General features: G+C 41.3%; 24 protein-coding genes. All 24 read right to left on the reverse strand.

The genetic code is table 11. From position 1 onward, the window contains the following. Window positions 1-16: 16 nt before the first annotated feature. The 24 genes from C508_RS0110445 to C508_RS0110570 all read right to left on the reverse strand — a co-directional run bounded on the left by C508_RS0110445 (window position 17) and on the right by C508_RS0110570 (window position 24,382). Complete coding sequence (locus C508_RS0110445) at window positions 17-874, reverse strand: ERF family protein (RefSeq protein WP_018703513.1); 858 nt, start codon at window positions 872-874, stop codon at window positions 17-19. Window positions 875-969: 95 nt separating this feature from the next. Then, window positions 970-1,173, reverse strand: coding sequence for a helix-turn-helix domain-containing protein (locus C508_RS20705; protein ID WP_018703514.1), 204 nt, complete (start codon window positions 1,171-1,173; stop codon window positions 970-972). Between the two features lie 81 nt (window positions 1,174-1,254). Beyond that, on the reverse strand, window positions 1,255-2,454 hold the full coding sequence (locus C508_RS18320) for a site-specific DNA-methyltransferase (RefSeq protein ID WP_018703515.1): 1,200 nt from the start codon (window positions 2,452-2,454) through the stop codon (window positions 1,255-1,257). Window positions 2,455-2,562: 108 nt separating this feature from the next. Beyond that, a complete protein-coding gene (gene dnaN / locus C508_RS0110460; protein WP_018703516.1) occupies window positions 2,563-3,672 on the reverse strand; it encodes a DNA polymerase III subunit beta in 1,110 nt (369 codons plus the stop codon). 90 nt (window positions 3,673-3,762) lie between these two features. After that, window positions 3,763-4,203 (reverse strand): tetratricopeptide repeat protein, encoded by a 441-nt coding sequence (locus C508_RS18325; RefSeq protein ID WP_018703517.1) that lies wholly within the window; start codon window positions 4,201-4,203, stop codon window positions 3,763-3,765. A 22-nt stretch (window positions 4,204-4,225) separates the two neighbouring features. Further along, window positions 4,226-4,771: a hypothetical protein gene (locus tag C508_RS0110470; protein WP_018703518.1), complete on the reverse strand. Its 546-nt coding sequence runs from the start codon at window positions 4,769-4,771 to the stop codon at window positions 4,226-4,228. A 24-nt stretch (window positions 4,772-4,795) separates the two neighbouring features. Next, window positions 4,796-5,233: a pilus assembly protein TadG-related protein gene (locus tag C508_RS0110475; RefSeq protein ID WP_018703519.1), complete on the reverse strand. Its 438-nt coding sequence runs from the start codon at window positions 5,231-5,233 to the stop codon at window positions 4,796-4,798. Window position 5,234: 1 nt separating this feature from the next. Then, entirely contained in the window at window positions 5,235-5,669 is a 435-nt protein-coding gene (locus C508_RS0110480) for a TadE/TadG family type IV pilus assembly protein (RefSeq protein WP_018703520.1), read from the reverse strand. A gap of 9 nt (window positions 5,670-5,678) precedes the next feature. After that, window positions 5,679-5,912, reverse strand: a complete 234-nt coding sequence (locus C508_RS0110485; RefSeq protein WP_018703521.1) for a hypothetical protein — start codon at window positions 5,910-5,912, stop codon at window positions 5,679-5,681. Between the two features lie 114 nt (window positions 5,913-6,026). Further along, complete coding sequence (locus C508_RS20710) at window positions 6,027-6,809, reverse strand: single-stranded DNA-binding protein (protein WP_018703522.1); 783 nt, start codon at window positions 6,807-6,809, stop codon at window positions 6,027-6,029. A 108-nt stretch (window positions 6,810-6,917) separates the two neighbouring features. After that, window positions 6,918-7,442 carry a hypothetical protein gene (locus C508_RS0110495; protein ID WP_018703523.1) on the reverse strand — a complete coding sequence of 175 codons (525 nt, stop codon included), beginning with the start codon at window positions 7,440-7,442 and terminating at the stop codon, window positions 6,918-6,920. A 22-nt stretch (window positions 7,443-7,464) separates the two neighbouring features. Beyond that, complete coding sequence (locus tag C508_RS18335) at window positions 7,465-7,782, reverse strand: DUF192 domain-containing protein (RefSeq protein ID WP_018703524.1); 318 nt, start codon at window positions 7,780-7,782, stop codon at window positions 7,465-7,467. 80 nt (window positions 7,783-7,862) lie between these two features. Beyond that, window positions 7,863-8,762, reverse strand: a complete 900-nt coding sequence (locus C508_RS0110505) for a type II secretion system F family protein (RefSeq protein ID WP_018703525.1) — start codon at window positions 8,760-8,762, stop codon at window positions 7,863-7,865. 13 nt (window positions 8,763-8,775) lie between these two features. After that, complete coding sequence (locus C508_RS0110510) at window positions 8,776-9,717, reverse strand: type II secretion system F family protein (RefSeq protein WP_018703526.1); 942 nt, start codon at window positions 9,715-9,717, stop codon at window positions 8,776-8,778. 9 nt (window positions 9,718-9,726) lie between these two features. Next, window positions 9,727-11,139 (reverse strand): TadA family conjugal transfer-associated ATPase, encoded by a 1,413-nt coding sequence (locus tag C508_RS18340; protein ID WP_169342528.1) that lies wholly within the window; start codon window positions 11,137-11,139, stop codon window positions 9,727-9,729. A 98-nt stretch (window positions 11,140-11,237) separates the two neighbouring features. Then, window positions 11,238-13,220, reverse strand: a complete 1,983-nt coding sequence (locus C508_RS0110520) for a CpaE/TadZ family protein (protein WP_018703528.1) — start codon at window positions 13,218-13,220, stop codon at window positions 11,238-11,240. A 16-nt stretch (window positions 13,221-13,236) separates the two neighbouring features. Next, window positions 13,237-13,947, reverse strand: a complete 711-nt coding sequence (locus C508_RS0110525; RefSeq protein ID WP_018703529.1) for an SAF domain-containing protein — start codon at window positions 13,945-13,947, stop codon at window positions 13,237-13,239. Continuing rightward, window positions 13,944-14,180: a helix-turn-helix domain-containing protein gene (locus C508_RS0110530; protein ID WP_169342529.1), complete on the reverse strand. Its 237-nt coding sequence runs from the start codon at window positions 14,178-14,180 to the stop codon at window positions 13,944-13,946. The genes C508_RS0110525 and C508_RS0110530 overlap by 4 nt, the downstream gene beginning before the upstream one ends. Window positions 14,181-14,304: 124 nt before the next feature. Then, window positions 14,305-14,733 (reverse strand): M23 family metallopeptidase, encoded by a 429-nt coding sequence (locus C508_RS0110535; RefSeq protein ID WP_018703531.1) that lies wholly within the window; start codon window positions 14,731-14,733, stop codon window positions 14,305-14,307. Between the two features lie 49 nt (window positions 14,734-14,782). Beyond that, window positions 14,783-18,868 carry a serine-rich protein gene (locus tag C508_RS20335; protein ID WP_156817615.1) on the reverse strand — a complete coding sequence of 1,362 codons (4,086 nt, stop codon included), beginning with the start codon at window positions 18,866-18,868 and terminating at the stop codon, window positions 14,783-14,785. A 14-nt stretch (window positions 18,869-18,882) separates the two neighbouring features. Next, complete coding sequence (locus C508_RS0110555) at window positions 18,883-19,623, reverse strand: hypothetical protein (protein WP_018703535.1); 741 nt, start codon at window positions 19,621-19,623, stop codon at window positions 18,883-18,885. Window positions 19,624-19,637: 14 nt separating this feature from the next. Next, complete coding sequence (locus C508_RS0110560) at window positions 19,638-20,981, reverse strand: hypothetical protein (RefSeq protein ID WP_018703536.1); 1,344 nt, start codon at window positions 20,979-20,981, stop codon at window positions 19,638-19,640. Between the two features lie 134 nt (window positions 20,982-21,115). Beyond that, on the reverse strand, window positions 21,116-22,924 hold the full coding sequence (locus C508_RS0110565; RefSeq protein WP_018703537.1) for a cobaltochelatase CobT-related protein: 1,809 nt from the start codon (window positions 22,922-22,924) through the stop codon (window positions 21,116-21,118). Between the two features lie 48 nt (window positions 22,925-22,972). Beyond that, a complete protein-coding gene (locus C508_RS0110570; protein WP_018703538.1) occupies window positions 22,973-24,382 on the reverse strand; it encodes an AAA family ATPase in 1,410 nt (469 codons plus the stop codon). Window positions 24,383-24,436 lie beyond the last annotated feature (54 nt).

Genomic DNA, 24,436 nt, shown 5'->3' on the forward strand with positions numbered 1-24,436 from the left:
CGTTCTAACTTTTTGTTTACGCGGGGATATTATTTAGTACAGCTGGGACATCACTCTTTTTGAGTTTATCCAAGCTTTTTGAGTTTACTCCAAACTCGGCAAGTACTTGCTCCATTTGCTCCTGAGTAGACTTCCCACTCTTAATGGAAGATTCCATTTTGCTCATAAGCATCTTTACTTGTGTCGATGAAGCAACTTGCGTTGAAGCGGTATCCCCATTAGACGGTCCTCTTGACGTTTGAGGAAAAGGAGTTGGGACATTATCCTGATTGTGGTTGTTATCGCTTTCTACTTCCTCTTTATTGCCCATTGGGATATTGAAAGCGTTGGTCATAGCATACTTCAGTGCCGATGTTTGCGCTTTTTGCAAAAGACGCTCTCCAGCATCTTGGCCGCAGCCATAACCATAATAATCAATATACTCAGTCGTTTCGGGATCGATGACTCGGAACGTTGATTCCATGTAAATCTGGTATTCAACATTCCCTTTGAAGGTTTTGACTTTCCGTGTTCCTAAAACTTTGTAAAGCGTTTGGCTAATAAGCTTTGCTCTCCGCAGCGCGGGATTAACAACATTTTTAATGTCATCAATTTCCGCGTAAGCGTAGTTGAAGTGACTGTTATAGCCAGTTTTAGGAACATTGCTAATCGCATCGTTTGCGACTAACAGTTTAGCTCCCACTCCTGCACCAAACTTCTCCATGTTTGGAGACGACATGACATTTTGTAAAAAGAACAATTCATTATCTGAGTTTGGCGTCATAGTAGGCTCTTGGTCACTAGTCATTCCAGGCATTCCAACACCAGCATTGATGTTAAGTTCTCCTGGGCCTGAATTTGGGATTACGGACGATACCTGTTGTACATTTTCCATTTAAATTCCTCCTTGGCCGTAATTCGGCTTATTTTGATTTACACTTTAATTTTAAATGAGAAAATGCTTGGCCGCAAAAGAGCCAAGCATTTCGTTCAATTTTTAGATGAAGTTTGTTCAAGCGGTTCGGGCCCATAAACCCTTACCATACCCTGCTCTGTAATTAGCCATACATTACCTGATTTTCTTGCTTCGGACGGTTTAAATGCTCTCCGAGCACAAGCTTTGCGCAAAGTGGATACCTCCTTCTTCCATCGTTGTGCTGCTTCTGAGATTACCATGACATCCATTAAGCGCATCCGCAATCACCACCTTGTATTTATTTTATCACGAATTCGTGACATTACGATATATTCTGTACTTATGAAAGAGTTTTTTGCCTATTTCCCTTGAAAATTAAGAAATACGGGGTTTATTTGAACTAATTTAAATCGTGTGAGTGACGTTTTGATATAATGGAAGCTTTTTTCAATGGATATCCATTGTCTACCTAATTTTTCCGCAATCCAACCAGTTGTATTTGAACCAGCAAAAATATCCAATATCACATCATTAGGTTTGCTCAGAAATTTTATAAGAAACTCGGGTATCTTCCAAGGGAACCTGGCTGGATGAGGCTTAACCCCTTTTTGTTTGCAAGCTTTTATATATTCATTATCACAATTATTATGAGGTACTTTAATGATATTATGAGGAATGGCGCCACCATTATCTGCATAAAACGAAGGACTTATTGAAAATCCAGACGGACGCTTTACGGTTTCTTGTGGAGGAGACTCCATTAAGCTTTGCTGGCTCGCTGCATACGGCTTTAAAATGGCGCGGGTATCTGAATAGGGGTCGGGTGTTTTTGATAGCCACCAGAGCGATTCTACAGCGTCCTTTACCCTCTTTCTCTGTTTAGCGACCCACATAGTTGGCGTGGGCAGCTTTGTGGTATTATGCCAATATAATTTTTGAGCTAAATAGAATCCATGATTTCTGCAAAGATCAAGTATAACTTCTTCTTGATACAAACTCATACAGGGTTTGCCCGGTTCCCAAACATTGCCAAGGTTTAGCACAAGCGATCCGTCATGCGTAAGAACTCGCTTAACCTCTTGCAATGAACCTACTAGCCATTGATGATAATCTGTCCCTTTTAAGTTTCCGTATTCTCTTGGACTAGCTAACTGGTATGGTGGACTAGTTAGGCATAATTGCACATGATTATCTTCAATGGTTGCTAAACTTTCACGACAATCCCCCCAGATGCTCGTTCCCTTTGTGGTAGAAAATACGGTTACTACGACACCGGATTTTGCATTTAACAAATGCTTTTTTCCTGCTTCCGTTAGATTCCATAAGCTCTCCATTTTTCGCTCAATGAATCCAGCTTTTTTTAAATCTTGGTATACCCATCGGACCCTACGCTTCCAATACGATACATTCCCAAGTACGGTTTTTTCTCTTTGAAATTCGGTAAGATCAAATGAATCGGCCAATAGGTTATAGGCTTTTTGTGGTTGTGTAGTTCCTTGATCGATTAACTCTAATAGGGGTAAAGCGAGTTGTTTAGCTGATGGATATTTCCCCTGCATCTTTACACCTTCTTTATTGATCTTTATGATTAAATGCTATCATCGAACCATAGTTTTGTGTGGTTAGAAAAGAAAAGCCTTTGCATTAAAAAATGCAAAGGCTTTCTTTTAAATCCGCATTGGCGTCAAAACGCACAAAAACGAATTGTCATCAACCGGCGTAAGCAACAATGGTTTTAATGGCCCAGAGAAAGATAGTTTAACATCCTTGCAATCCAGTACTTTCAGTGGTTCGAAAAGGAAAGACCCATTAAATGCAATTTTTACGGCTCCATCACTTGTCGCAGTAAGCTCTTCTTCAATTTGCTCGGCAACTTTTTCCGATGTGGATAATTTAAGTTGATCCTCTGTTAGATTTAAGCAAACCGATTTGTTTTCCCCTTTGGCAAAGAGAAGCAACCGATCCATAGTGTCTCGCAGCTCTCCCGTATCAGCCTGTATTGTTGCAATAAAATCACTAGGGATAATCTTATTATAATCAGGATACTTTCCACAAATTAGTCTAGAGGACAACTTTGTGTTGGGCAACCTAAATTCAATAAGACTTTTTTCGTCTCCGAAGATACGAATATCATCTCCTGGATTTTCAATAAGGCTAGCTACGTCAACCATGGTTTTATAGGGAACAATAAACGCGTTTGTTGCTGCTGGTTCGCGTTCTAAGGCAACTTTTGCCTGAGCTAACCGATGCGTGTCTGTAGCAACAGCAGTGATGGACTTATCTTCCTTTGAGATGGATAGATAAATACCTGTAAACATAGGACGACTTTCGTCCTTCGCAATTGAAAAGCCTGTTTTTTTGACCAGACTTTTAAAGTCTTCTCCTTTAATCGTTACTAATTCTCCAGATTCAATTTTAGAAGTCGGTGGAAGTTCTTCTGCAATCACAGGCAGATGGCACTTGATTTTCCCTGCCTTAATAAGCAAGCGGCCATCCTCTTTGATCTCCATCGAAATTAACGATCCTTCCGGCATCTTTGTGGTAATGGCCAATAGTTCGGCTCCTTTTACCAAGACAGCAAATTTTTCATCGCCAGCTTCAATACTGCAAACAGATTGAACGTCAACAGACAAGTCTGTCGATCTTCCGGCTAAAACAGTCCCGGTACATTTCAAAAGAACCGTACCACTTACAGAAGCCACTCCTACTTTGTTATTCCATCCTTTCTGAACCTTTTTCAATAGACCAATCAATTCCTCACGACGTACTTTAATCATAATAAAATCCTCCTTTGCCTGTATGGCATAATTTTGTTTTATGATTCAATTTTATGGGTTAAAAGGGACAGATGCAAAAGAGCCGAGGATTTATTTTTCCTCGGCTCTTTGTTCATTCTCAAGTTGTTTTTTTTCAACCAATTTGAAGTACTTTCTTGCAACGCTTCTACTTTTAGGAAATCGCACTTGGCTCTTCCCTTGATCATAAAACCAGGCAAGTCTAAACATTGCATAGGTATTACCCTGTTCTGCTGCTTTGCTATACCATTCCAACGCCAACTTATTATCAGGCTTAGTTCCAAGCCCATATTGGTACATATCCCCGACTCTGGCTTGGCTGTGAGCATCGCCCTGACTCGCAGCACGAGTAAACCAATATAATGCGGCATCATTATCTTCAGCCCGATTTAACCCATGGTAATAATGTTCGCCAAGGCGGCGTTGAGCTACCACATTGTCTTCCCTAGCTAATCGTAGTAGCTCATCATCGATAACCTGTTCTACGACGGTAGGCCGATGAAAAGACTGCATATAATCAACCTTTCAAAGAAACTCAACCAAACGGAATTTTTACGGTAGAATCAAATGGAGCTTCACCCATTCGAAATAACCGTGGAAGGGTCAGTTGGAGGGTTGTAACTTCAGTTGGAATAGGCGTAAAAGCCAATTCCAGCTTTGCTGTTGTACCCGGCAATATAGACGCTGGATTTCTTGTTTCAAGCGGTTCGCATTTGTATTGTTGGCCCACATTATCAATCAATGTGGCTTGGTTAACACCGCTTAAAATTTGCAATTCTTTTGCACCATCATTCTTGACGGTTAAAAAGACTTTTGAATATTCCTTTTTAAACTGAATTCCCTCAACCGTTACGCCTAAATCTCTTGTATAGGACTCGGCCGAAGTTTTATAAATTTTATCCCCCATATCTTTCATTGGTGGCTTTTTGGTAAATTCTTTTTCGCTAACCAGCGTAGCGTTTCCTAAGCCAGGAAGATGACCATGTGTATTCCAATAATACGCACCCAAACCACCTATGCAACACCCAAGGACCAAAACACCTACAAGCAATTTCCACGGTCGACGATTCGTTTCTGCCATGATGTTTCCTCCCTGCACCTATCATCAGATTCGTTTTTGTTTGATGGCAGCAGTACCTTTAGCTTTTACCTTTGTTTCTTTCAATCCGTTACTTACAGCTTTCATAAAGGTCATTGGAACAGTAGCTTCCACTTCAATATTTAACAAACTTTTATCAGATTGAATTTCAAATTTTGTTAGCTTCATGTTCCAACTGGCATTTCTGGCATTATCTCGTAAACTTTGTTCAACGCCCTCTCTAGCCTTTCCAGGATCTAAAACACGGTTGCCGGTTTGCATAAAGACTTCTTCACTAAATCCTTTTCTAACGCCGGCAACCGCTGCAGCATTTGCTATGTTAGCTAAGTCAGAATGAACGGAAAGGGCGCCTCCCAAATCAAAGACCAATATTCCTAAGCACAAAGTAATGCAAACGAGAAATACGAAGCCTATTACTAATATAGCCCCCTTCCGCTTTTTCATCTTAGACGTCCTCCATAATCATAACGGCTTTTCTTGATACGTTAAACGATGCCCAATTTGGTAGAAAATACTGTGAAAAAATTGGTTTCAAGCTAACGGTCACGACAACTTCCAACGGATACCCAGGAGCATTCTGGCCGGCTTTAGGATAGGCTTGCACATTACTGATCGAAGTGTATCCGGCTTTTGCAAATGGGACATTCTCCATCGCTGCTTGTCTTGCTGTTTGTTGGGCCACAGACAGGTTACTGGGGGCTTTGGTTAAAACCCCCTGGCGTACCCCTGCAAAGGCTGCGCTTGACGTAGCCTGGACGGTTATAACAGCTCGTCCGACTTCCATTAACAGCGCAATTGCCATGATCATCATTATGAAAACCATTAAAAATTCTACAATGGCTTGTCCAGAGCGCTTTCCTCGTTTTGAGAAGTTAAGCATAAGTTCACCTTAGTTTGCGAGTTGCGAAATTTTGGTTTTTACCGTAGTAATCAGAGGATCGATAACTCCAGACGAAAACTTATCCTTAAACAAATACACAATGCCGGCAACAACCGCAAGGATTGCCAGATACTCAATTAAACCTTGTCCTTTGCGAGCTTTTCCTTTTGCGGAGATAGCCGGCTTAAAAGAAAACCATTTGGCTGCCATGACCATACTAAATTCATTTACTTTTTGATACATTTTTATTCCTCCTTTTTGGGGCCTTTATTTTAGTATACGGAAATTATTTTAGATTTTCGGGCGGCTGGTAATAAAAAAGAAAACTCTCGTAAAGAGAGTTTTCTTTTGAACTAATTAAAACGGAATGTCTTCTTCTTGTATTGGCCCACCAAATGTACCGCTTTGCATCATTGCTCCACCAGGCATTCCTGCGTTGGAGTTCTGCGCTGTAGGCGGTTGTCCACCGGGAGCTGCTTGAGAACGTTGTTGGCTACCTTGATTCGGTTGCGGAGATGGTTGCGAAGTAGTGGTAGAATTTGTTTGATTAGCAAAATCAAGGAAGGTGAACGTATTCAGTACATAACTGTGTTCAAACCTTTTTTTGCCATCATTTCCGTCCCAAGCTCTTGATTGAAGTTTTGCTTCAACCAGAATCCGGCGACCTTTCGTTAAATGATTGCCGATGTTTTCTGCGGCTCGGTCAAAGGCTGTGACTTTGAAAAAATCTGCTTCATTTCTGTCGCGTTGAACAGCCAAAGAAAATGTAGCAATACATTTCCCATTTGCAGAATATCGCACTTCAGGATCTTGTGCGAGTCGTCCAACGAGCATAGCGACATTTAAATCACTAGTTGCTTCGCTGGGAATAATCCCGCCATACAAAATAGCATTCTGAATATCAACGTAGCCATAGCTTCCGTTGTTATCATTAAACTTACGAGTGACAGGATTTCCTTTGACAGTAACTGGTTCTCCTGCAGACAACATCTTGGCATGTTCAGCCGCTTTCCCTTTTGTCATAACCCAGATTGGCAGCGATTCCAGGCATTTGTTACTTACCTGAAAATAAACAGAACCATCGTTTTGGACCACAGGATTGTTAACAAGGCACCCCGAGATAATAGTTGTCTTTGTCATAATAAAATTCCTCCTTAGCGCATGTGCGCAAATTTTGTTTTACATATTTATTTTAGGTGTAAAAAAAACAGAAAGCAAAAGAGCGTACCCTTTTACTTTCTGCTTCGCTTATATGTTGTTTACTGGACTATGGAGTAAATGTTCTCCATTACGCCACTCTTTTATTCGCACCATCACATCGAAGGCCGCAGCACGGACAACCTCGTTTGGTTCCCATCCATTTTCTTTTTGCCATTCTTCCTCCGTCTTGGGCATTGTATCGTCCAATGACTGTAATAACCACCCTCCGTCGACTTTGAGATTGTTTCGATATGTTTCATCCATTGCCTTTGCAAACATGATTAAATCCATCATTTCTTTTATAGTTTCGACCAATAAATCCACTTTGCTGTTTTCGCCTAGATGTGGATTTAACAAGGTAATACAGTCCGCAAAAAAATTGAACATGGATTCATAATTTCTCATTCTGGCTACTTTAAGTAACGCGTCAGAGTAGTCAGCCGTGGTCTGCTTATCATGAGAGTTTAATAAGTACGCATCCAACGCTTGTGCGGTTTCTGCTAGCATTTTATCTTCATTCTTTCCAAATTTGTGCTTTGCCAGATCAACCACAATTTCTTTCTTCTTTTTCATAACTGCCATTCTCCTTTATTCGTTACTTCCATATAAGTGTATCTCCGCGGCAAATACTATACTTTTGAATGGTTCCTTCCGGAAGCTCCAGGGCATAACTTCCTTTAAAGGATATCATGATTTTCCCTGGATGAAGAGTTTTCATGGATACTACCTGATGATTTTTCGATAGAAAGAAAATGTCTAAAGGGATTGTCATGCCAAGAGTATGTACTGCATGACAAGGTTTTAAAAGTAATCCCTCATCAAATTGTCTTTCCTTTTCCCCCAACAAGCCTATCAATCTTTGGTAAAAGGTTGCCGCTGTCCTAACTTTTATTGTAAGATGAACTGTTTTCATTAGATTCTTCCTTTCAAGAGGAGTATAGCATAAAGGCGCTATAAAAATGGTTGTTACTCCAATGGAGCAACAACCATTTTTTAAAAAGATTGTGCCGTTTTCAAATAACCTACGAGCATCGGGCCTAAGAGAAGAATTACAATGGCCGGAAAGATCAATAGCATCATGGGCATATTGAGCTTGAGTTGAGCTGCGGACGCGCCTTGTCGAATCTTGTCTTGTTGGCGCTGGCGCATGGTGTCGGATAGAAGAGTTAATGTTTCAGCTACCGGGTGCGCGCCCATTTCATTTTCCATTGTAAATGTTCGGTATACTTCATTGATATCTTCTGTAGGTAAACGTTTACTTAACAACAACAAGGAGTCCTGGAGCGTCATGCCCGATTCTACGCGCTGCACAAATAGTTGAAATTCTTTGGTTAGAACATTATTTGCGTTTTCAGAAGCAATAGAAGCCATCTCTAAAATCGATAAATTTATACTTGCCAAGACAGCCATCAGGTCCAATGTTGCTGGCAGGGCAATGGAGGCATCCAGTAAGCGATTCTTGATTTGTTTTGTAATTGCGTAACTTGGCAGATGACTTCCTGCAATAGCTCCTAATATAATTAGAAGCGGCCATTTTGTCCATTCAACATCATAAATAATGGCTAAGAACAAAATAAAGGCTCCTCCTAGATACATCCCTACCATTTCAAGGGTGATAATATGAGAAGGCTTCCAATTAAATGGTTCCCCAGCAGCATACAACATAGATTGAATGTCTTCATAGCGTTCTGGTGGAACCGGCGGACTAGACAGATTAGCTAGTCGTTTTACAATCGACTCGCGGAGCTGAGCGTAATTTCGAATCTTTTCTTTGCCGTTTTCAAGCTCAACGGTTCCGCGTATTTTCATTCGCTCTTCAAGATCTTTTTCGTCTTGAATTAGGTAAAGAATAATACATATAAAAGTGAGTAAACACAAAACAAATACAGCCATATGCCCTCCTCCCTTACAGTCCAGACCGAATCATTTTTTTGATGGATAGAATCTGTTTAGCCCATATAAATCCAACAATATTGAGAATTGCCGCAACGAAAAGCATACTAAGACCTAATGCGTCCGTCAGCATTTGAGAAACTAGTTCATATTTAAAAACCAGGCAAAATAGAAAAATGCCCATAGGTGAAAACCCCACAATTTTTATTGATGCACGACCAGTGGCTGTTATCGTTCGTATGGCAGACCGATCCCCATCTCTTTTCCGAATGATACTGATGGTGCTCGTTATTGCCTTTAATGCAACTTCGGAACTGATTCTATCGGCAACTAGCAGGCCATTAAAGAGCAAATCACCGTCCTGGGTATTGATATTATTTTTTAAAAACCTCAATACACTTTGTAAATCCTGCCCTTTTTTTACCATGAAGGCTGCCGCTCTAAATTTTCGTCCAATCGGATCAGGAACGGTTCCCGCTTCTTCTAAAGCGCGCAATATACTTGGAGAACTTCGAAGTATGGATTGCATCTTTACTGCTGCCTGTTCAAGCTGCACTTCAATTCTTGCTTCAAGCTTTCCTTCTGCTCGTTTTACTTTAAAAATGGTTAATAGAACACCCGCAATGAAAAAAGGAAAGCTGACTAGAAAATTGCCTGTTGCTAGGGTGACTAATGTTACGATAATACATCCTCTAATTACACTATGTTGTTTTAACCCTTTTATGCTTGTTTGAATTCCTGCGTCGTAAGCTCGTTCTGCTAAACGGCCGTAAAATTTATCGATAAAACTATTATTTTGAGTTTGGCTAGCTTCTTGCAAGTCCTCATTTCTCAGGCGAAACCGTTGCTTAAATCGTTCTTCTTCTTCCATTTGCCAGTAATATATTCCGCCGATACATAGCAATCCCACTATGAACCAGAGCATATAAATTGTGGATGGTTGAATGTAGGTCATAAATACATCTCACCTTTCCAAAAATTCGTTAGCCCGTGGGTGGACCGGTTGGCTTTTATACCAATCTGGAGTCAATGTTAATCTATCCGCAAATGTTGGAATATAACCAGTAAAGCCTAAAGTGTCACTTTCTCCCTTTTTTAAAGGGTATTTCATTTTGAAAATTGGTTGAACTTCATAGTTCCCTTTATCATCTAACCCCACCATTTCTGCAATTTCAACGATCCTGCGTTTTCCACCATTTCGGTCATCCCGATTGATTTGGATAATCATGTTTATAGCGGAAGAAATTTGCATTCTGAGAGATGATAACGGAATTATTTTATCTAAGGTACACATATACTCAATACGAGTAAGTGCATCCGCCGGCGTATTCGCATGAAGTGTTGTAAGCGATCCATCATGCCCTGTATTCATGGCCTGCAGCATTTCTAAGGCCTCAGACGAACGACACTCCCCGACTATAATTCGGTCGGGACGTGCACGCAAAGCACTCCAAATGAGAGCTGCCATGTCGATATTTACGATGTCTCCTTTACTGGCGCGTATTTTTCTTGTTGCCCAGTACAATGTATGGTCTACAGCAAGATCCAGCTCCCTCGTATCTTCACAAACAATAATACGGTCTGTCTCAATAAAATTGCTGATCATATTCAAGATTGTTGTTTTGCCGCTACCGGTACCGCCGGATATTACAATATTTAGCCGTCCGTCAACACAGGCCCTTAAGAAAGTTAATGCAGCGTCAGTAATAGACTCATTCTGCACAAAATCTTCAGGACGCATTTTAAATTTTGGGTGTTTCCGTATGGTTAATTCCGTTCCGTTAGTAGCAACTGGCCATATCGTAACGTGTAGGCGATGCCCTTCTGGCAAGTACCCATCACATACGGGGTTAGCAACGTCAACTTTTTGTCCTAATGGTTGAATGATTCTGTCTACTATGTTTTTAAGGTGAGCCTCACTATCAAACCGAACCCCTTTAACCTTTCTTACCTCTCCATATTTTTCTACCCAGACATTATTGGGACCTACGCACATGATTTCTTTAACATCATCATCATGTAAAAGAGGTTCTAAGGGGCCGTAACCACAAATCTCATTGATGATTTCTGTCATCAGCCGGTCTTCGATTTCTTTTCCTGCATAAGGAATGACAATGCGAATTTCCTTTAGCAAAAACTCTTTTAATTTTTGTTCTTTTCCCGTTTCTTGGAGCATCTTCAATTCAGGAGAAGATAAGACATTTTTAAACACGGTATCTTTGAACTGAGAATATGAGCTATCATCCATCCTGCTTTTGGGGCCTGCATTCTCAGTGCGACGACTTCCAAAAGGAGAATCGCCTTGATGAATATGTTTATTCTCTTCAGAGCAGGAAGCTATCGGCTTTTCTGGAGGTATCTCTTGAATGATTTCCAATTTTCTTGGTTGATTTCTTTGCCCAAATAATCCTCTCATTTTTAATAAGGATGCAGTTAATTTCTTAACTGCATCCAGCCTCCTTAATCATTTTTCATTTACCGTCTTCTAATTTTTGGTCCTTTGGAAGATCTTTTAAGAGTTGGCTTAGCAGCTGCTGGTTCTTTCTTTTTCTTTCGCGAGAACAATCTCGTAAAGAGTGAGAATAACCCTTTTTTCGGGGGCGCCTCTTCTTCGACAATCTCTTCTTCACCCTCTTCATCATAACTTTCTCCGCGAACTACCAACGCTTGATCCTTACTGCTCTTCCTTTTCTTTTCAATAGTACCCAATGTCGTTGCTAGACGTATCACGTCCTGTGCCAAGGGTTCGTTTTCAAATGATGCAACGGCCGGCAGTCCTTGTTCTTGGCTTTTATCAGCTGATTTTCTGTCAAAAACAATTTCGCCCGCAAAAAAGTTATCCACTCCTGACGGTGATACAGTTCCCAAGATGTCTTTAATTTTATCAACATTTAACTCGCCATTATACTTTGCTTTATTGATTACCAACCTCGATTTTTTTAGATACTGCTGTGTTTCTGAATTTGGATCCTGGGAAAAACCAGCAAGTTTTGTTAATAAACTCCGGGTATTTCTGACGGATTCATAGGTAGAATCCGTTACGAATACAATCGTTTTCGCTTCGCCAAAGGCTGTCAGAATAGGGGGTAATAAATCCACGGACGTATCAATGAAGATGTAATCGAAAGACCGCCGAAGCTCATGCATAATGGCTTCTATGTGCTCTTCCTTAATTTCTTCACTTTCGCCAATCATTTGCGGCCCCGTCAAAACCCATAAATTATCAAACCCATCGGGCTGCCATAGTGAATTGCTTATAGCGCCTGGCTGAAATGATTTTTCTTCTTTTTGAAATGCGTCCATACGGATAAGGTCAGGTATCGTTCTAATTGGACCTTGATTCGTGAAATGGGTATCCACTGCACAATAATTAAGGTCCATGTCAATTATGGCGACCTTGGGTTGCCCTTTCCCTTTTTTTGATGTTCCATACAACGCTGCAGCCGTAGCAAAATTTACAGTTAGTGTTGTTTTGCCTGAGCCACCTTTTACAGAGGTGAAAACGATTTCTCTTGCCTTCTCATTAATGCTATCTGACGCTCTATTCATCATATCGTTAATTTGAAGAAAGGAATTGCTCGTTTCCATAGATGGTTGTGGTAATGGTGTAGCGGGATTGGTACTAATAAATTGTGGTTCTTCTTCTTTTGGTGCAACGGGTGCTAATACCGCCGGGGACAATGTTGGTGGGGCGGCGACGACAGGCGGAACCGGAATTCCTGCAGGTGCAAAAGGCGTATCGCAAGTTGTTGCCATCTGGGTCTGGGAAATTTTCATTTGAATTACATCCAGAATAACGTTGTATAAATCATTTTTTGAGTAGGGTTCTTGGCCTTGGCCTGTACGGGTTATAATGTGCGGTATTCCTTGGGCCTGAATTTGTGTTTTGAGCATTGGGTCAGGTCTAATTCCAATAGCAAACTGTGTTTGCGGATTCCGCATCATTACATGACGTGCCACTTGAATCCCATTATGAATTGGTATGTTCATATCAATAATTACAAGATCAGGTTGATAGGACTCAATGAGTTCGATTGCAACTTTTCCTGTAATAGCCCAGCCAATATACTCCAAATTCCAGTCTTCAATGGTTTGAAACTGCTTTAAAAATTCATTGCATTGCGGGGATTGGTCTGCAACTAGAATTCGAAGGGTCGGCGTTTGCAATTGCGCTTCAACAACCGGAGATGGGATTAGCGGTTCGATAGGACTGGGGGTAAGCCGCATTTGATTTTCTTCCGGGACGTATTGTGAAGTAGTTAACCCAGGTATGTTCTCGTTTCGATTAGCAAGAACGCTTTCTCTAGTCGGCGGCGTGAAGGAAGACGCAATCACTGCCTCTTCTTGATGATTAGCTGGTTCTTCTTTCCATGGCAAACTATCTGATGAACCAAACCGAATTCTTTTCGTTTTGAGTTCTATTGGGGGGGCGTCACCACGAAATGTGTTTTTTGACATTATTGCTATACTCCTTTCATCGTCCTGGTTGTGATTGAACAATAAAACCAAAGCGACTTAAAAATGTTTGCGGCAAGACGTTTGCTTCCTGCACTTTTCTTGATCCTGCCTGTGCTTTGTTGATGCGGATACTTGCGCCTTGCTCTACCGCAAAGCTGATATAGCCAGCTTCTTGTGGAACTACCAGTACGGTCAGACTTTGTTTCCCGTTCGAACCGCTGCTTACGTCAACAACTTCGACCAACGGCGCTACATTGATCGTTGTAGCGATTCCAAGCCCGCCTTCTTTTTTGAAGTTCACAATAATATCAACTATATCTCCTTTTTTAACGTTGCCTACCTGTACATTTCCTTGGTCTAACGCTATCGGAAATTCACGGGTATTATCGTTTTTCGTTACAAGCTGTTTACCGTCTTCGTCTTCGACTCCTACCGCTTGTCCCAAAACCTCTTGGCCTTTATATATAGTTGCTACGCTTGTTAACCCAACAACTTTACTGATTTTCTCTGAGGTCAAGCCATTGGGGTGTTTGGCCATTTCTGGAATTGATTTTGTTTCAAACATATCCGCGGTTAAAACGGTTCTTGCATCAATCTTTTGTTTGGCAACAACTACCTCTGTTAAAGTTAATGCTTTGGTATATCCTTCATACATTACAAAAGCAGCACCTAAAGCGCATAGGCAGGCACCAATAAAGAAATATTTCTTATTTACCTGGATCTTCATGCGTGCTCCTCCCGTGATTCCAGTTTCAATAAATCGCCAGGAGTAACTGCGTATGTTTCACAAAGCTTTTCCAGTACATCCAGTTTTATCGATTTAACATTTCCTTTTCGTAGTTCGGCCAATGTATTATTTCGGATTCCTGTTTCAATATGTGCCCGGTAAGTTGAATGTCCCTTTTCCTTTAAAACATCGTCCACTTTTAAGACAATCATTTTTGATGCATTTTCAACCATTTTCCACACCCTTTCTTGAGCCTCTTAATTTTAGTATACGGAAATCGTTTAACATTTTTCGTATAACAAAAATTTTTTTGAAAAAAATTTGAGGCCCACCAACTCTCATTGGTGAGCCTCGCTTTTATTCCCATATTTTCATTGGATCTACATACTGTCCATCCTTAACATATTCTAAGTGTACATGAGGTCCCGTAGAGTTCCCGGTACTTCCCACAGCCGCAATGGTATCACTTTGCTTAACGGTTTGCCCCACTTGAACGTAAATTTGGCTGCAATGACCATATAGGGTATAGGTTGTTCCGCCATGATATAGAACAACTACATTACCATATCCGCCATACCATCCTGCAAAGGTTACTTGCCCTTCCCATACGGCTGGTATTGGAGCTCCCATGTCGCCGGCAATATCAATTCCCGTATGAAAACTCCTTTCCCCTGAAATAGGGTGAATCCTCCAACCAAACGGGGAAGTAATTGTCATTGCATAAGAAGTCATAGGGCAAAATAATGCCATTAGCAAAACGAAGATAATAATTTTTGTTTTTTTCATGAGTATTTGTACACGCTGGAATAAATTCCAGTTTCACCTTACACCACCTTTACTGAGCTTTTTGAAATTGGTCTTCCCAATATTTCAGCCTTTGTTTTTCCACCTCCAAATCAATTTCATCTTTAGGAAGATCATCTGCATAAAATATAGTGCGGTCCGTTTCCTCTGTTTTCTTTAAATCCCCGTCCCGAATGAGCCTATTTATAAACCGCCGAGGCAAAGGCAATTTTAAAGTTTCGATGATTTCCTCATCATGAGGAGGGAGCACTGTCACAGGAGCACTTCGCACCAAGATGGGCTCGCTATGGAAATGTGAAAACTGATTATTGATTTTTATTACGCACATGCCAATAGGTTGTTTAGTAAGCCAGGTTGGTACGTCCCTATCATCTAGCCTGGCATTCCTTGATAATGCGGTGGTAATCATTTGCACATCTTCTTGTGTACCCAGTCGATGTGCAATAATTACACCGACATTCGTTAAAACCGCATCTGGAAGATGTTGCGGCGCCTGACCTATAACCATGGCAAATAATCCATATTCACGCGCTTCATTCAGCAGTATTTGGTATATATCTTCGTTTACACCTAACGGCGGGTCCTGATTGGGGCTGCATGGAAAGACTTCATGTGCTTCTTCCAGAATAAAGAGTCGCTCTTCCACAAGCTTTTCAAAGGACTTCATATCCTTCGAATAAAGAAATACACCCCAAGTAATGAGCCCCAAGATAAACTTTTTAGGCATATCATCGAGCATCCCGCCTTCAAGAACAATAATTCGTTTACCGTTGATAAGGTCTTCTATTTTTACAATCTGGTCTCGGTCCCGAGAGCAATACATTTCTCGCAAGTTGCGAGTCATAAACGCATTCGTTTTCGTTAGAATGGAATCGTAAGCGTCAACCATATTTCTTCCAGCAGGGTTTGATACGGCTGCCTGTCGTAGTGCATTGATTCGTTCTAACACATCCGCTAAGGTCACATTGTAGACCAATTCATAGGCATTTTCTGACTCTACGGCGATGGTTCCGGCACCAGTTCTTGGATTCTTTTCCAGCACTCCTTGTTTTAAAAATAGCTCCTCCGCGACTTTATCAAATACGCCTTTTTGCTTATTACCAAAACCATATGCAAGGCAAAGACTTTCATGAACTTTATTCATCCAGTCCATGACCGATATTCCCATAGGAGGAACATATACCTGCATTCGTATAGGGCGTACTCCTTCTGCGTAAAGCGAGAAAAAGTCAAAGTCCTCGTCAGGCACAAACCGCTTCAATATTCTCCAAGACTTTTTCCAATCCAACGCAAGGATTTTCTTTTTTGGGCAATTCTTTGCAATGCCTTCTGCGATCCGTTGGCTTGTTGTTGTTTTACCGCAACCAGAAGCACCACACACTAATATGTGCATTAGCTCTTTTTCTTTAAAGGAGTATTCAAATTCAGGTTCTCCTGTTTCATGACTGATTTGCTTTCCTACATAAATTTCCCCTTGTTTATCCGCACGAAGGGTAAATGCTGGAATGTTTTGGGCCGTTGTAAATATACCCCCGGCTTCAACCCTTGGTGGATGCGTCAATCCCGCCAATTCAGTGGGCAACAAGACGGTACTATGCTCATAAGCTTCCGCAATCCCCGGTATAACTTCCTTTTTTGTACAAGTAGTAAATGTGCTCATGTGTCGAAGTAAATGCTCACTCATATATGGCGGCGGCGTGTATACCTGTACAGGGCTGACAAGAGAACCGTCACCTCCAAATGCAGCTTCTGCTAAAGCGCCGATTGCTTTTTTCAGTTGAGGATCATGACTTGAAATAAACACTTCTACATAGAAAGCTCCATCAGCAATCGCTTTGGTAAATCGCAGATTTTGTTCTTCAAATACTTTTGCCATATTAGCTTTAACTTCATCGTATTTTGTGTAGGTTTTGCTCATACCAACCGATGGTCCTAAGCCCATATTGGCGCCGGTTCCTGCACTTAACCCATTAGCAACACCTTCAGAGCGACCTAGTGAATGCCCAGTTCCTTCGGATCGGCCCTGTGTAGTTCCTGCTGCCTGTGATTGTGTCTGCGAAATATTTTGAGTTGTGCCGGCGCTTTTAGATAGCGAATCGTTTACACCTAATGATTGAGTTTGCCCTCTACCTACAGAAGCCGTTTGCCCTGAATTGGTCGATAACCCATCTGTATGCGTGGTACCTTGTGCTTTTGACCACCCATCAGAAACGGATTGTCCATGGCTTTGGGACTGGCTATTGGCTACTGAATGAGAGTTTGCTACAGAATAACTGGTACCCTGCGAGCTACCCTGTGATGTTCCATTTGATAAAGCCCTGGATGTACCTACAGAATGGCTGCTTCCTGCTGATTCTCCATTTGAAACGGAATGTGAATTTGATAGACTATTTGACTGAGATTGACTAGTAGAAGTTCCGGTAGTATCACCTTGTCCCCAGCCTCTACTTACACCCTCACCAACATTAGCGCCGCGCCCAGAAGATACTCCATCACTCCAATTGGCGCTAGATCCCATTGTGCTTGAATTAGAAAATGAATCCATTTCTGATGTTCCGCTGCCATTGGATAAAGAACCGTTTCCTCCAACACCCACAAAGGGCAACGAAGCATTCATACCTATAGAGCCAGCTTCATTTGTTGACATGCCGCTTGCATGGCCACTTGAACTAGAACTAGATGCTGAATTTCCGCCACCCACCATGGAACTGGTACCCGAATTAACACTCATGCCACGATTTTGGCTTTCGCCATAGTTATAGCTGTTGGAATGGCCTGCCGAAGTTCCAGTTCCTACTGAATTTGTTTGACCAACAGTAGTCCCGTCCGTTGTGGTTCTACTTACTCCATGATTGGTTCCATAAGACTCATTGGTACCATTAGTCAATGTTTGGCTTGTACCTTGATTTGTTCCATAATTTTGTCCATGCGAAACCGTTTGACCGTTTGTTACTGTTTGTCCCACTGTATTAGTAAGGGACTCCCCTTTAGAATGTGAAATGCTGTCAGTATGACTGGTGCCATCAGAAGAACTATGCCCAATGCCCTCAGAAACACCGAAGGACTGCTGATTAGAATCAGCTATCCCCTGTGAGATGCCTCGACTTACTCCGTTAGTATCCGATATCCCATTTCCAATACTAACTCCTTGGGTATTCGTATTAGAAACCCCTTCTGAGTAGGATAGGTTGGAACTATCTGTATCGGTAACACCGTTGTTATGTGTCAAAGAAGCGGACAGATTCCCAGCAAACACCATTGGCATTGACATTCCAATATTGGTTGATATGTTTTCCGCAGCACGACTTTTATAATACCCAAATTTTGTTGCTACAACTTTTGAGTAAGCAATTATTTCCCTATGTTGAATCGGGGTAGCGTTAACCAGCATAGCAAAATGATGCTTCATCATTCCGCGAAATAGTTCTTCATTTTGTTCTTGCGAGTCGGGTGTTGGGTCTCCGCCTTTCATTCCGGCCTTTCCTAATCCCTGAGCGCTGGTTGAGTGAACCCTAGGAATACCTCGCAGCACTTGCAAGTTAGAGGCGTTTTCCATAGTATTTTTTATAATGGTTGCTTCTTCAAGAGTTAACAATTGAGTTGTTGATTGCCGATAATTCGAGCGGAGCAAGGATACGATGGCAATATAGTCTTCTTCGACTTGTTCTAACGCTACTTCTATGGTCGAGCGTAAAGCTAATTCCGTATCGTCCATATCTGGAACTGGAAGTATTCTTCTGGCTCCATAGCAGTAGATTAACCCCATTGGGCGGGGCTTTAGAATATTGGCGCATACCATGAGGAAGAAAATATCTTGCCGCCAGATAGCGGTCATTAAATCTCCATGAATTTTCATCAAACTTTGCTTTTCGCGAAGTTCCTTAGGGATACTCACGAGGCGAAGTAATTTGACTACTTCTATACATTCCGTCCATACATCCGGTTCATCGTCCGACGAAATTAAAAGATGATAAATCATGGCTTTCGCATTGCCATCATCGTCAGACAAAATGTAACTGTTTAGGACTCTGAGATCATCATGCTCTAAATCCGGATGAAGTGAATGCAAAACATAGTCTTCTTCCATGTTCCCACGGTTTGTTCTATCTTCCGACATGTTTACCACCCCTTTTAATAGTTTCTGTAATTCTCTTCCTCATGCTTTTTCTTTTGATTGCCAGTACGCATTTGTCTTGACATTTCTTTCTCAAAAATTTCCCCAGCACTATATTTTTGCCAGTACTCCCATATGGTTTTCCCATATAGAATGGGGACGATCGCGGCAATGTAGTCTCGTGCCATTGGTAAATAACCCATAACAGCGGAAGTCGTTGCAGGAGCAGATGGGTTTTTATGAAGACTTGTTGAGCCGATTGCGGAAACTCCCGTGTTGAACCACAATAAGATTTCAATAAGCATTATCGCACCAACATAGGCAACGGTATACGTTTCCACCGTTTGTGACAATTCTTCGCGGTCACCTTTTAGAAAACGTACAGACAGGGCCCCCATTGTCCACATAAGGGTTGTTGAATATAATATGGCAGGTGAGCTGATCACCGTCGCAGCTGCTATAACCACAACATAGACTGCATATTTTACAAGCAGGACCTTTTTCTTTCCGTTTAGCGTATCTTCATCGTAGGTTGCGATTTGGGTACTTGCATCATCAATATCCTCATTGTTAAATCGCCTTTTGGTTAGTTTTGTTGCCAGTTGTGTCTGGAATTTCATTCTCCATTTGTAGATAAAAAGCATAGCGGTTGTCAAAATGACTATTGCTATATTACTTATCACAAACCAATATAAAGTAACCGCGGCGTTATAATGATATATTTTCAGGGTGTTTATCAGATTATGAAGTACATCCATCAGGTGTCGCTCCTTTAATTCAATTCTTTGGGCCAACACTTTTTCGACTTAAATTCTTCAAAGGTTATGATTGATACAATTCCTCCCTCTTTTTTTCTAAACTGTTCAATGTTTTTAATTTCCGATCCATATTTATCGATCAGTACAAAATTGACCAATTTTAATAGCCTATCTTTTACACCTGCATTTTTTGTCACGAAGTATACTTCTTTTGAATAGGCTAAGATTTTTTGGATTTTATGCTCAAACATATCGTCCGTATAATTCCCGCACTCTACCTCTATGTGAAATTCCAGCCCTCCTTCTTGGGCTAATACATCACAGATGGAATCTCCTATAGGAGTTTTTACGCGGACTTCTCTACTTGTCTTAAACCCAACTTCCTTTAGCCTGGTTTCAACCTGTTCAATCATTGCTCCATGTTCAGGACTTTTTGCTTGCTCTACATAATCATAGTATTTTGATTTTCTTGGGGGTTTATTAGGCAATCCTTTTTCCTCGAGGATGTCCTGGTAATACTTTTCTCCCCGTGTGGAAAGTAAAAAGATATTCGGTGAGCGCCCCGTCCCTATGGAAATCTTGTCTTGCATTTGGTGCAAGACTGCCTTTTTTTCTAATTCATTAAAATCTTTATGCAGCTTCATTTGGCCTTGAATTACTCCCGCAAGTTGCAGCATTTCTGTAATATCCTTTATTAGAAAGTCGCCTGTTTCACCAATCGCCTGCACAATCTCTTTCTGGACATCTGTCAAAGAGCTTTTTGCATGGCCCCCAGTAACAGAAATCGCTGGTGCGCTGTTTTGCACGCGAGGAGGAATTGTTGACTCACCTGCCTCTAGGCAAGGAACCTCAGGGGGGGCTTCCGTCTTTTCCTCAGACGCTATTTCTTCAATCATTCCTGTATTTTCGTTGCGTTTCATTGCTAACAATTCCTCATACGATATAGGCCCTTTTTCTTGTTGTTTATTTCCAGCGCTTTCTTCTCGTGTTTCTTGAAGAGATGCTTCTTTTATGGATTCTATTTCCACTTTCAAGGTACCAACATGATTTTCCAACTCATGGATAATATGATGGCGGCTCATAATTTTAGCTTGATGGGTCATAATGATAAATAACCCTTTTTTCTTGGCACTCCAATTATTTTTATCCTTATCCTGGATTCTCTCCCAATCGTCTCCCAACGCTTGGTTTAGAATGTCATTTATTGCCGCTTTGTATTCAGAAAGCTCCTCTGTTTTTTTCTCAGCAATCTCTTTTTGAGTTTCATATAATGATTCCATATAGGAATTGGCACTAGACAGTGTTTGAATTCGTTCTTCTGCTGCGCGTAATTGCATGAGTAATACTGTATCATTCACAACCTTTTCCTCCGTTTTTCAAACTATTTCTCTCTTTTAGTATACGGAGATTTGTTGTTTTATTTCTCGAAGCTTATAAAGAAAAGCAAGCTCGCATAAAAGCGGTAGCCTGCTCTTCTTTATTTTGCTTCTTTCTATTGTGCTGGAAAGTAATTTTTCATCAGATTGACCAATTTCCTGGTTAATGTCCCAACATCTTTTACTAAGAGATTCTGTTGATAACAAGCTTTCACCGATTCAATACCAGCATCATCCAACCCCACTCCAATGACCTGAATGTTACTTTCTTTGGAAAGAGCTGTACTTTGGTATCGTACATCGGCAGTCGAGTTGTATCTTGTACCAAACGCATCTAAATGATTGGGACTTCCGTCAGACAAAACAACAAGGATATTTTGTTCGCTGGGAGAGTTTTGGCTAATATAATCGTTAACCCAACGCAACGCGCATCCATCCCTATTGCATCCATCTGCATCTTCGGACACTCGTGCTACATTCGCATAGTCCGAAAGGTAATTTTTCCGAAACGATTTATACAGAACGAGATTAATAGCTGATCTCCCATCGGGCGCGGAATGACCAATAATCGATATTGGTATTTCTGCTCGACGAAAGCATTCTGCTAAGACGACCGCAGCTTCTTTGGCAAATTGAATTCTACTCCCCCACATAGATCCTGACATGTCCAGTAACAGCGTAACCGCAACATCTAAATCATCTGAAAAATCGAGTGCTTTAGCAAATAACTCTTTTCGTTGTCCTCGAGCTACTTGTTTAAGGTTTAATTTTGCCCCGGTATTTACATTCATCCACTCATCTCTTTGTTGACGAATGGAATTTTTTAAATCCTTTGAGGTGGACACGATTAACCCCTTCTTGCTTTCTACGACCCGATTATATTCTGTAATATTGCGGCTTTTGATTTCAATTAGATTGCAATGAATTCCCTGATGAATTCCCCAACTTGTTGGCGCCTGAGAAACCGGTACCGATTCGGTTCGCATTTTCATCTCTTTTTCGACTTTTTTTATAAAGTCTTCAAGAAACTCTTCTTCTTCAGCAACCGCTTCTTCGGTCGCTTCCGTATCGGACGGATCAAGCTCATCGCCAGAGTTCATGCCGGTTCGTTCTTCAGAGGCTTCTTCCTTTTCTGGCTCATTGCCCGGCTGTTCTGTGTCAGGTTCATTTCCCTGCTCGGAATTTTCTTCTGCAGTTTTTTGAGGAATATCCTCTTTCTCCTCACTATCTTCTTGATTATTTTGTTGATTCTCATTCGGGAAAGAAGAGGAGGATTGCGAAAATTCTTTTGTAGTAAACGTGGCTTGTATGATTTCTGCAATTTCTAATGCTGCGTCTAACCGGTCCTTACATTTGGGTAATTCTCTGGCCTTAATGGCCAACTCCATGACTTTTTGGAATACATCCAATTCTTCTTCGCTCAAATATAATGCAGGATCACCTTTTGAGGTTCCTAACATTACTTGATTTGCAAAGAAGTTCATCACGACATTAATTTTTGCTTGATCATGGTCTGGTTGGCTTAGTTGGAACAATTCGTTTTTTCTCCATTGAACGAACCGTCCAAGGCCTGGCCATTTACAATAAGATAAGCCGTTCTCAATAGCAGCGTCTTCAATAATATTGAAAACGTGTTTTTGAAAAGCAGTCAGCTTATCTAGGAATGAAAAATCTGACCAAAACACATGTCCTAACTCATGAGCAACCTGCGCAAACATATGACGCAAGCCTGCTTTGAGTTGCATTTCTTCAGGAAGTTGTTCAATCCATTCATCATGGAATGTAACTGCTACAACCTTTCCATCAGTAAACGCAGTGGAATTACTAGAAATAATCGTTTTGATTTTGCCTTCGGACCAAATGTTAATGGCCCGTTGAAGCATTTCCAGTGTTTCAGAAGACTTGAAAAAAGCATCGTTTATCATAATAATCCTCCTTGTGAATTATAGTAGAGAAGGGGCTTACGCCCCTCTCTAAATAATTGCACGCTTAATTTTGATTATGTGCTCCATAATTTCTGAAGCAAATTGCTCGTCAGGTCTAGTAGCAAGAGCAGCTGCGTAGGGAATAATCGTGACTTTAGCAGCTTCCTCAATGTTTTTGGTAAGAGCAATTTCGTCTGCCCAATCCAAAAACTTTCTAGGCCCAACCAAGACTCCACGATCCTCATCTACCGCTTTTTTTCTGATGGATTCGTAGATCTCAAAGCATTTTTCAGTGAGTGAATCAGGGTCTGCTAATCCATTGATTTTTTCTCTAAACCGCTTGATAAGCACTTCCTTTGGCATTTCCTTAATATCGAAAAGCCGTTGAAAGCGATCCAAGAAGGCCTGATTCATTTCTTTAGTTCCTGAGAATTCCGGGTTTGCGGTTGCAATTACTTTGAATGTTTCAGGGAAAGCTAACACTTCACCATTTTCCAAAGTAATACTTCCTCCAACTGGCATTAGTGCTTCATGCAAAACACCTGCTACGCCGGCTTTAAGAAAGTTTACCTCTTCCATAATGAATACTGCCTTTGTTGCTTGAGCTTGTTTAATCGCTCTTACCAGGCTTCCCTCTTTCCAAGCAAAACCACCATTTTCTAAAGGCACGTAGCCGCCCATAAAATGGTCTGCCTGAATGCCTTCATACAAGTTATCTGTGAAAATTTCTTCTGGCAGATAACCTGCATCAACCGCTGCCACTTTAGCAGCTGTCGATTTTCCAGTACCCTGGGGCCCGAAAAGAAACATATTGCGAACATTAGCGAGCGATAACCAGCCAGTAATCCGTTTGATCACGCCGGTACGTTCCACTTTACTAAAAGGGGAAGTACCCACCGGGCTAACCATTGCGGCAGCAGCCGGCGCAGCCAAAGGCTCACAAATAGCTTCTTGGGGCTCTGGTTCTTCTTTGGTGGCAATTTGTGCTTCCATGGCAATCCCTTTAGTGGTAATAAACATAGAATCACTTACCACCTCAAGAATAGCTTCAAGACGGATTCGAACAAGATCGGCTGCCTTTAAAAAATTGGCAGCGTTTTTGGGTGTTTTAATCAATCTTGCCATTTCATCTTCATCTTGAACGGAATTTGCCATGATAAAACCTGCCAGTGGCCATACGCCCGGCATTGGTTCAAGGCTTTGTACTTGCCGGATTTTTTCACCAGCCATAAGCACTTTTACCTGAGCCGTACCACCTTCATCAATAATCAGTAGTCCTTCTGTAATAGGCTGCGCTTTTGCAGTTATTACAGCTTCCGCTACTTTCCCTCCTAACCAGGAGAGAGTCATCTCTGTTGACGAACTTTCTTTACTGTGTTGAGGAAATCGATCACCCGCATATAGACCGTTTCGTACCAACTCACCTTTTTTAAAGTTCATCACCAATTCCTTATTCATATAGAATCCTCCTTTGCCAAAACGGCATAATTTTGTTTTATGGTTTTATTATAT

The sequence above is a fragment of the Anaeromusa acidaminophila DSM 3853 genome, assembly GCF_000374545.1.
In the GTDB taxonomy this organism is placed as follows: Bacteria; Bacillota; Negativicutes; order Anaeromusales; family Anaeromusaceae; genus Anaeromusa; species Anaeromusa acidaminophila.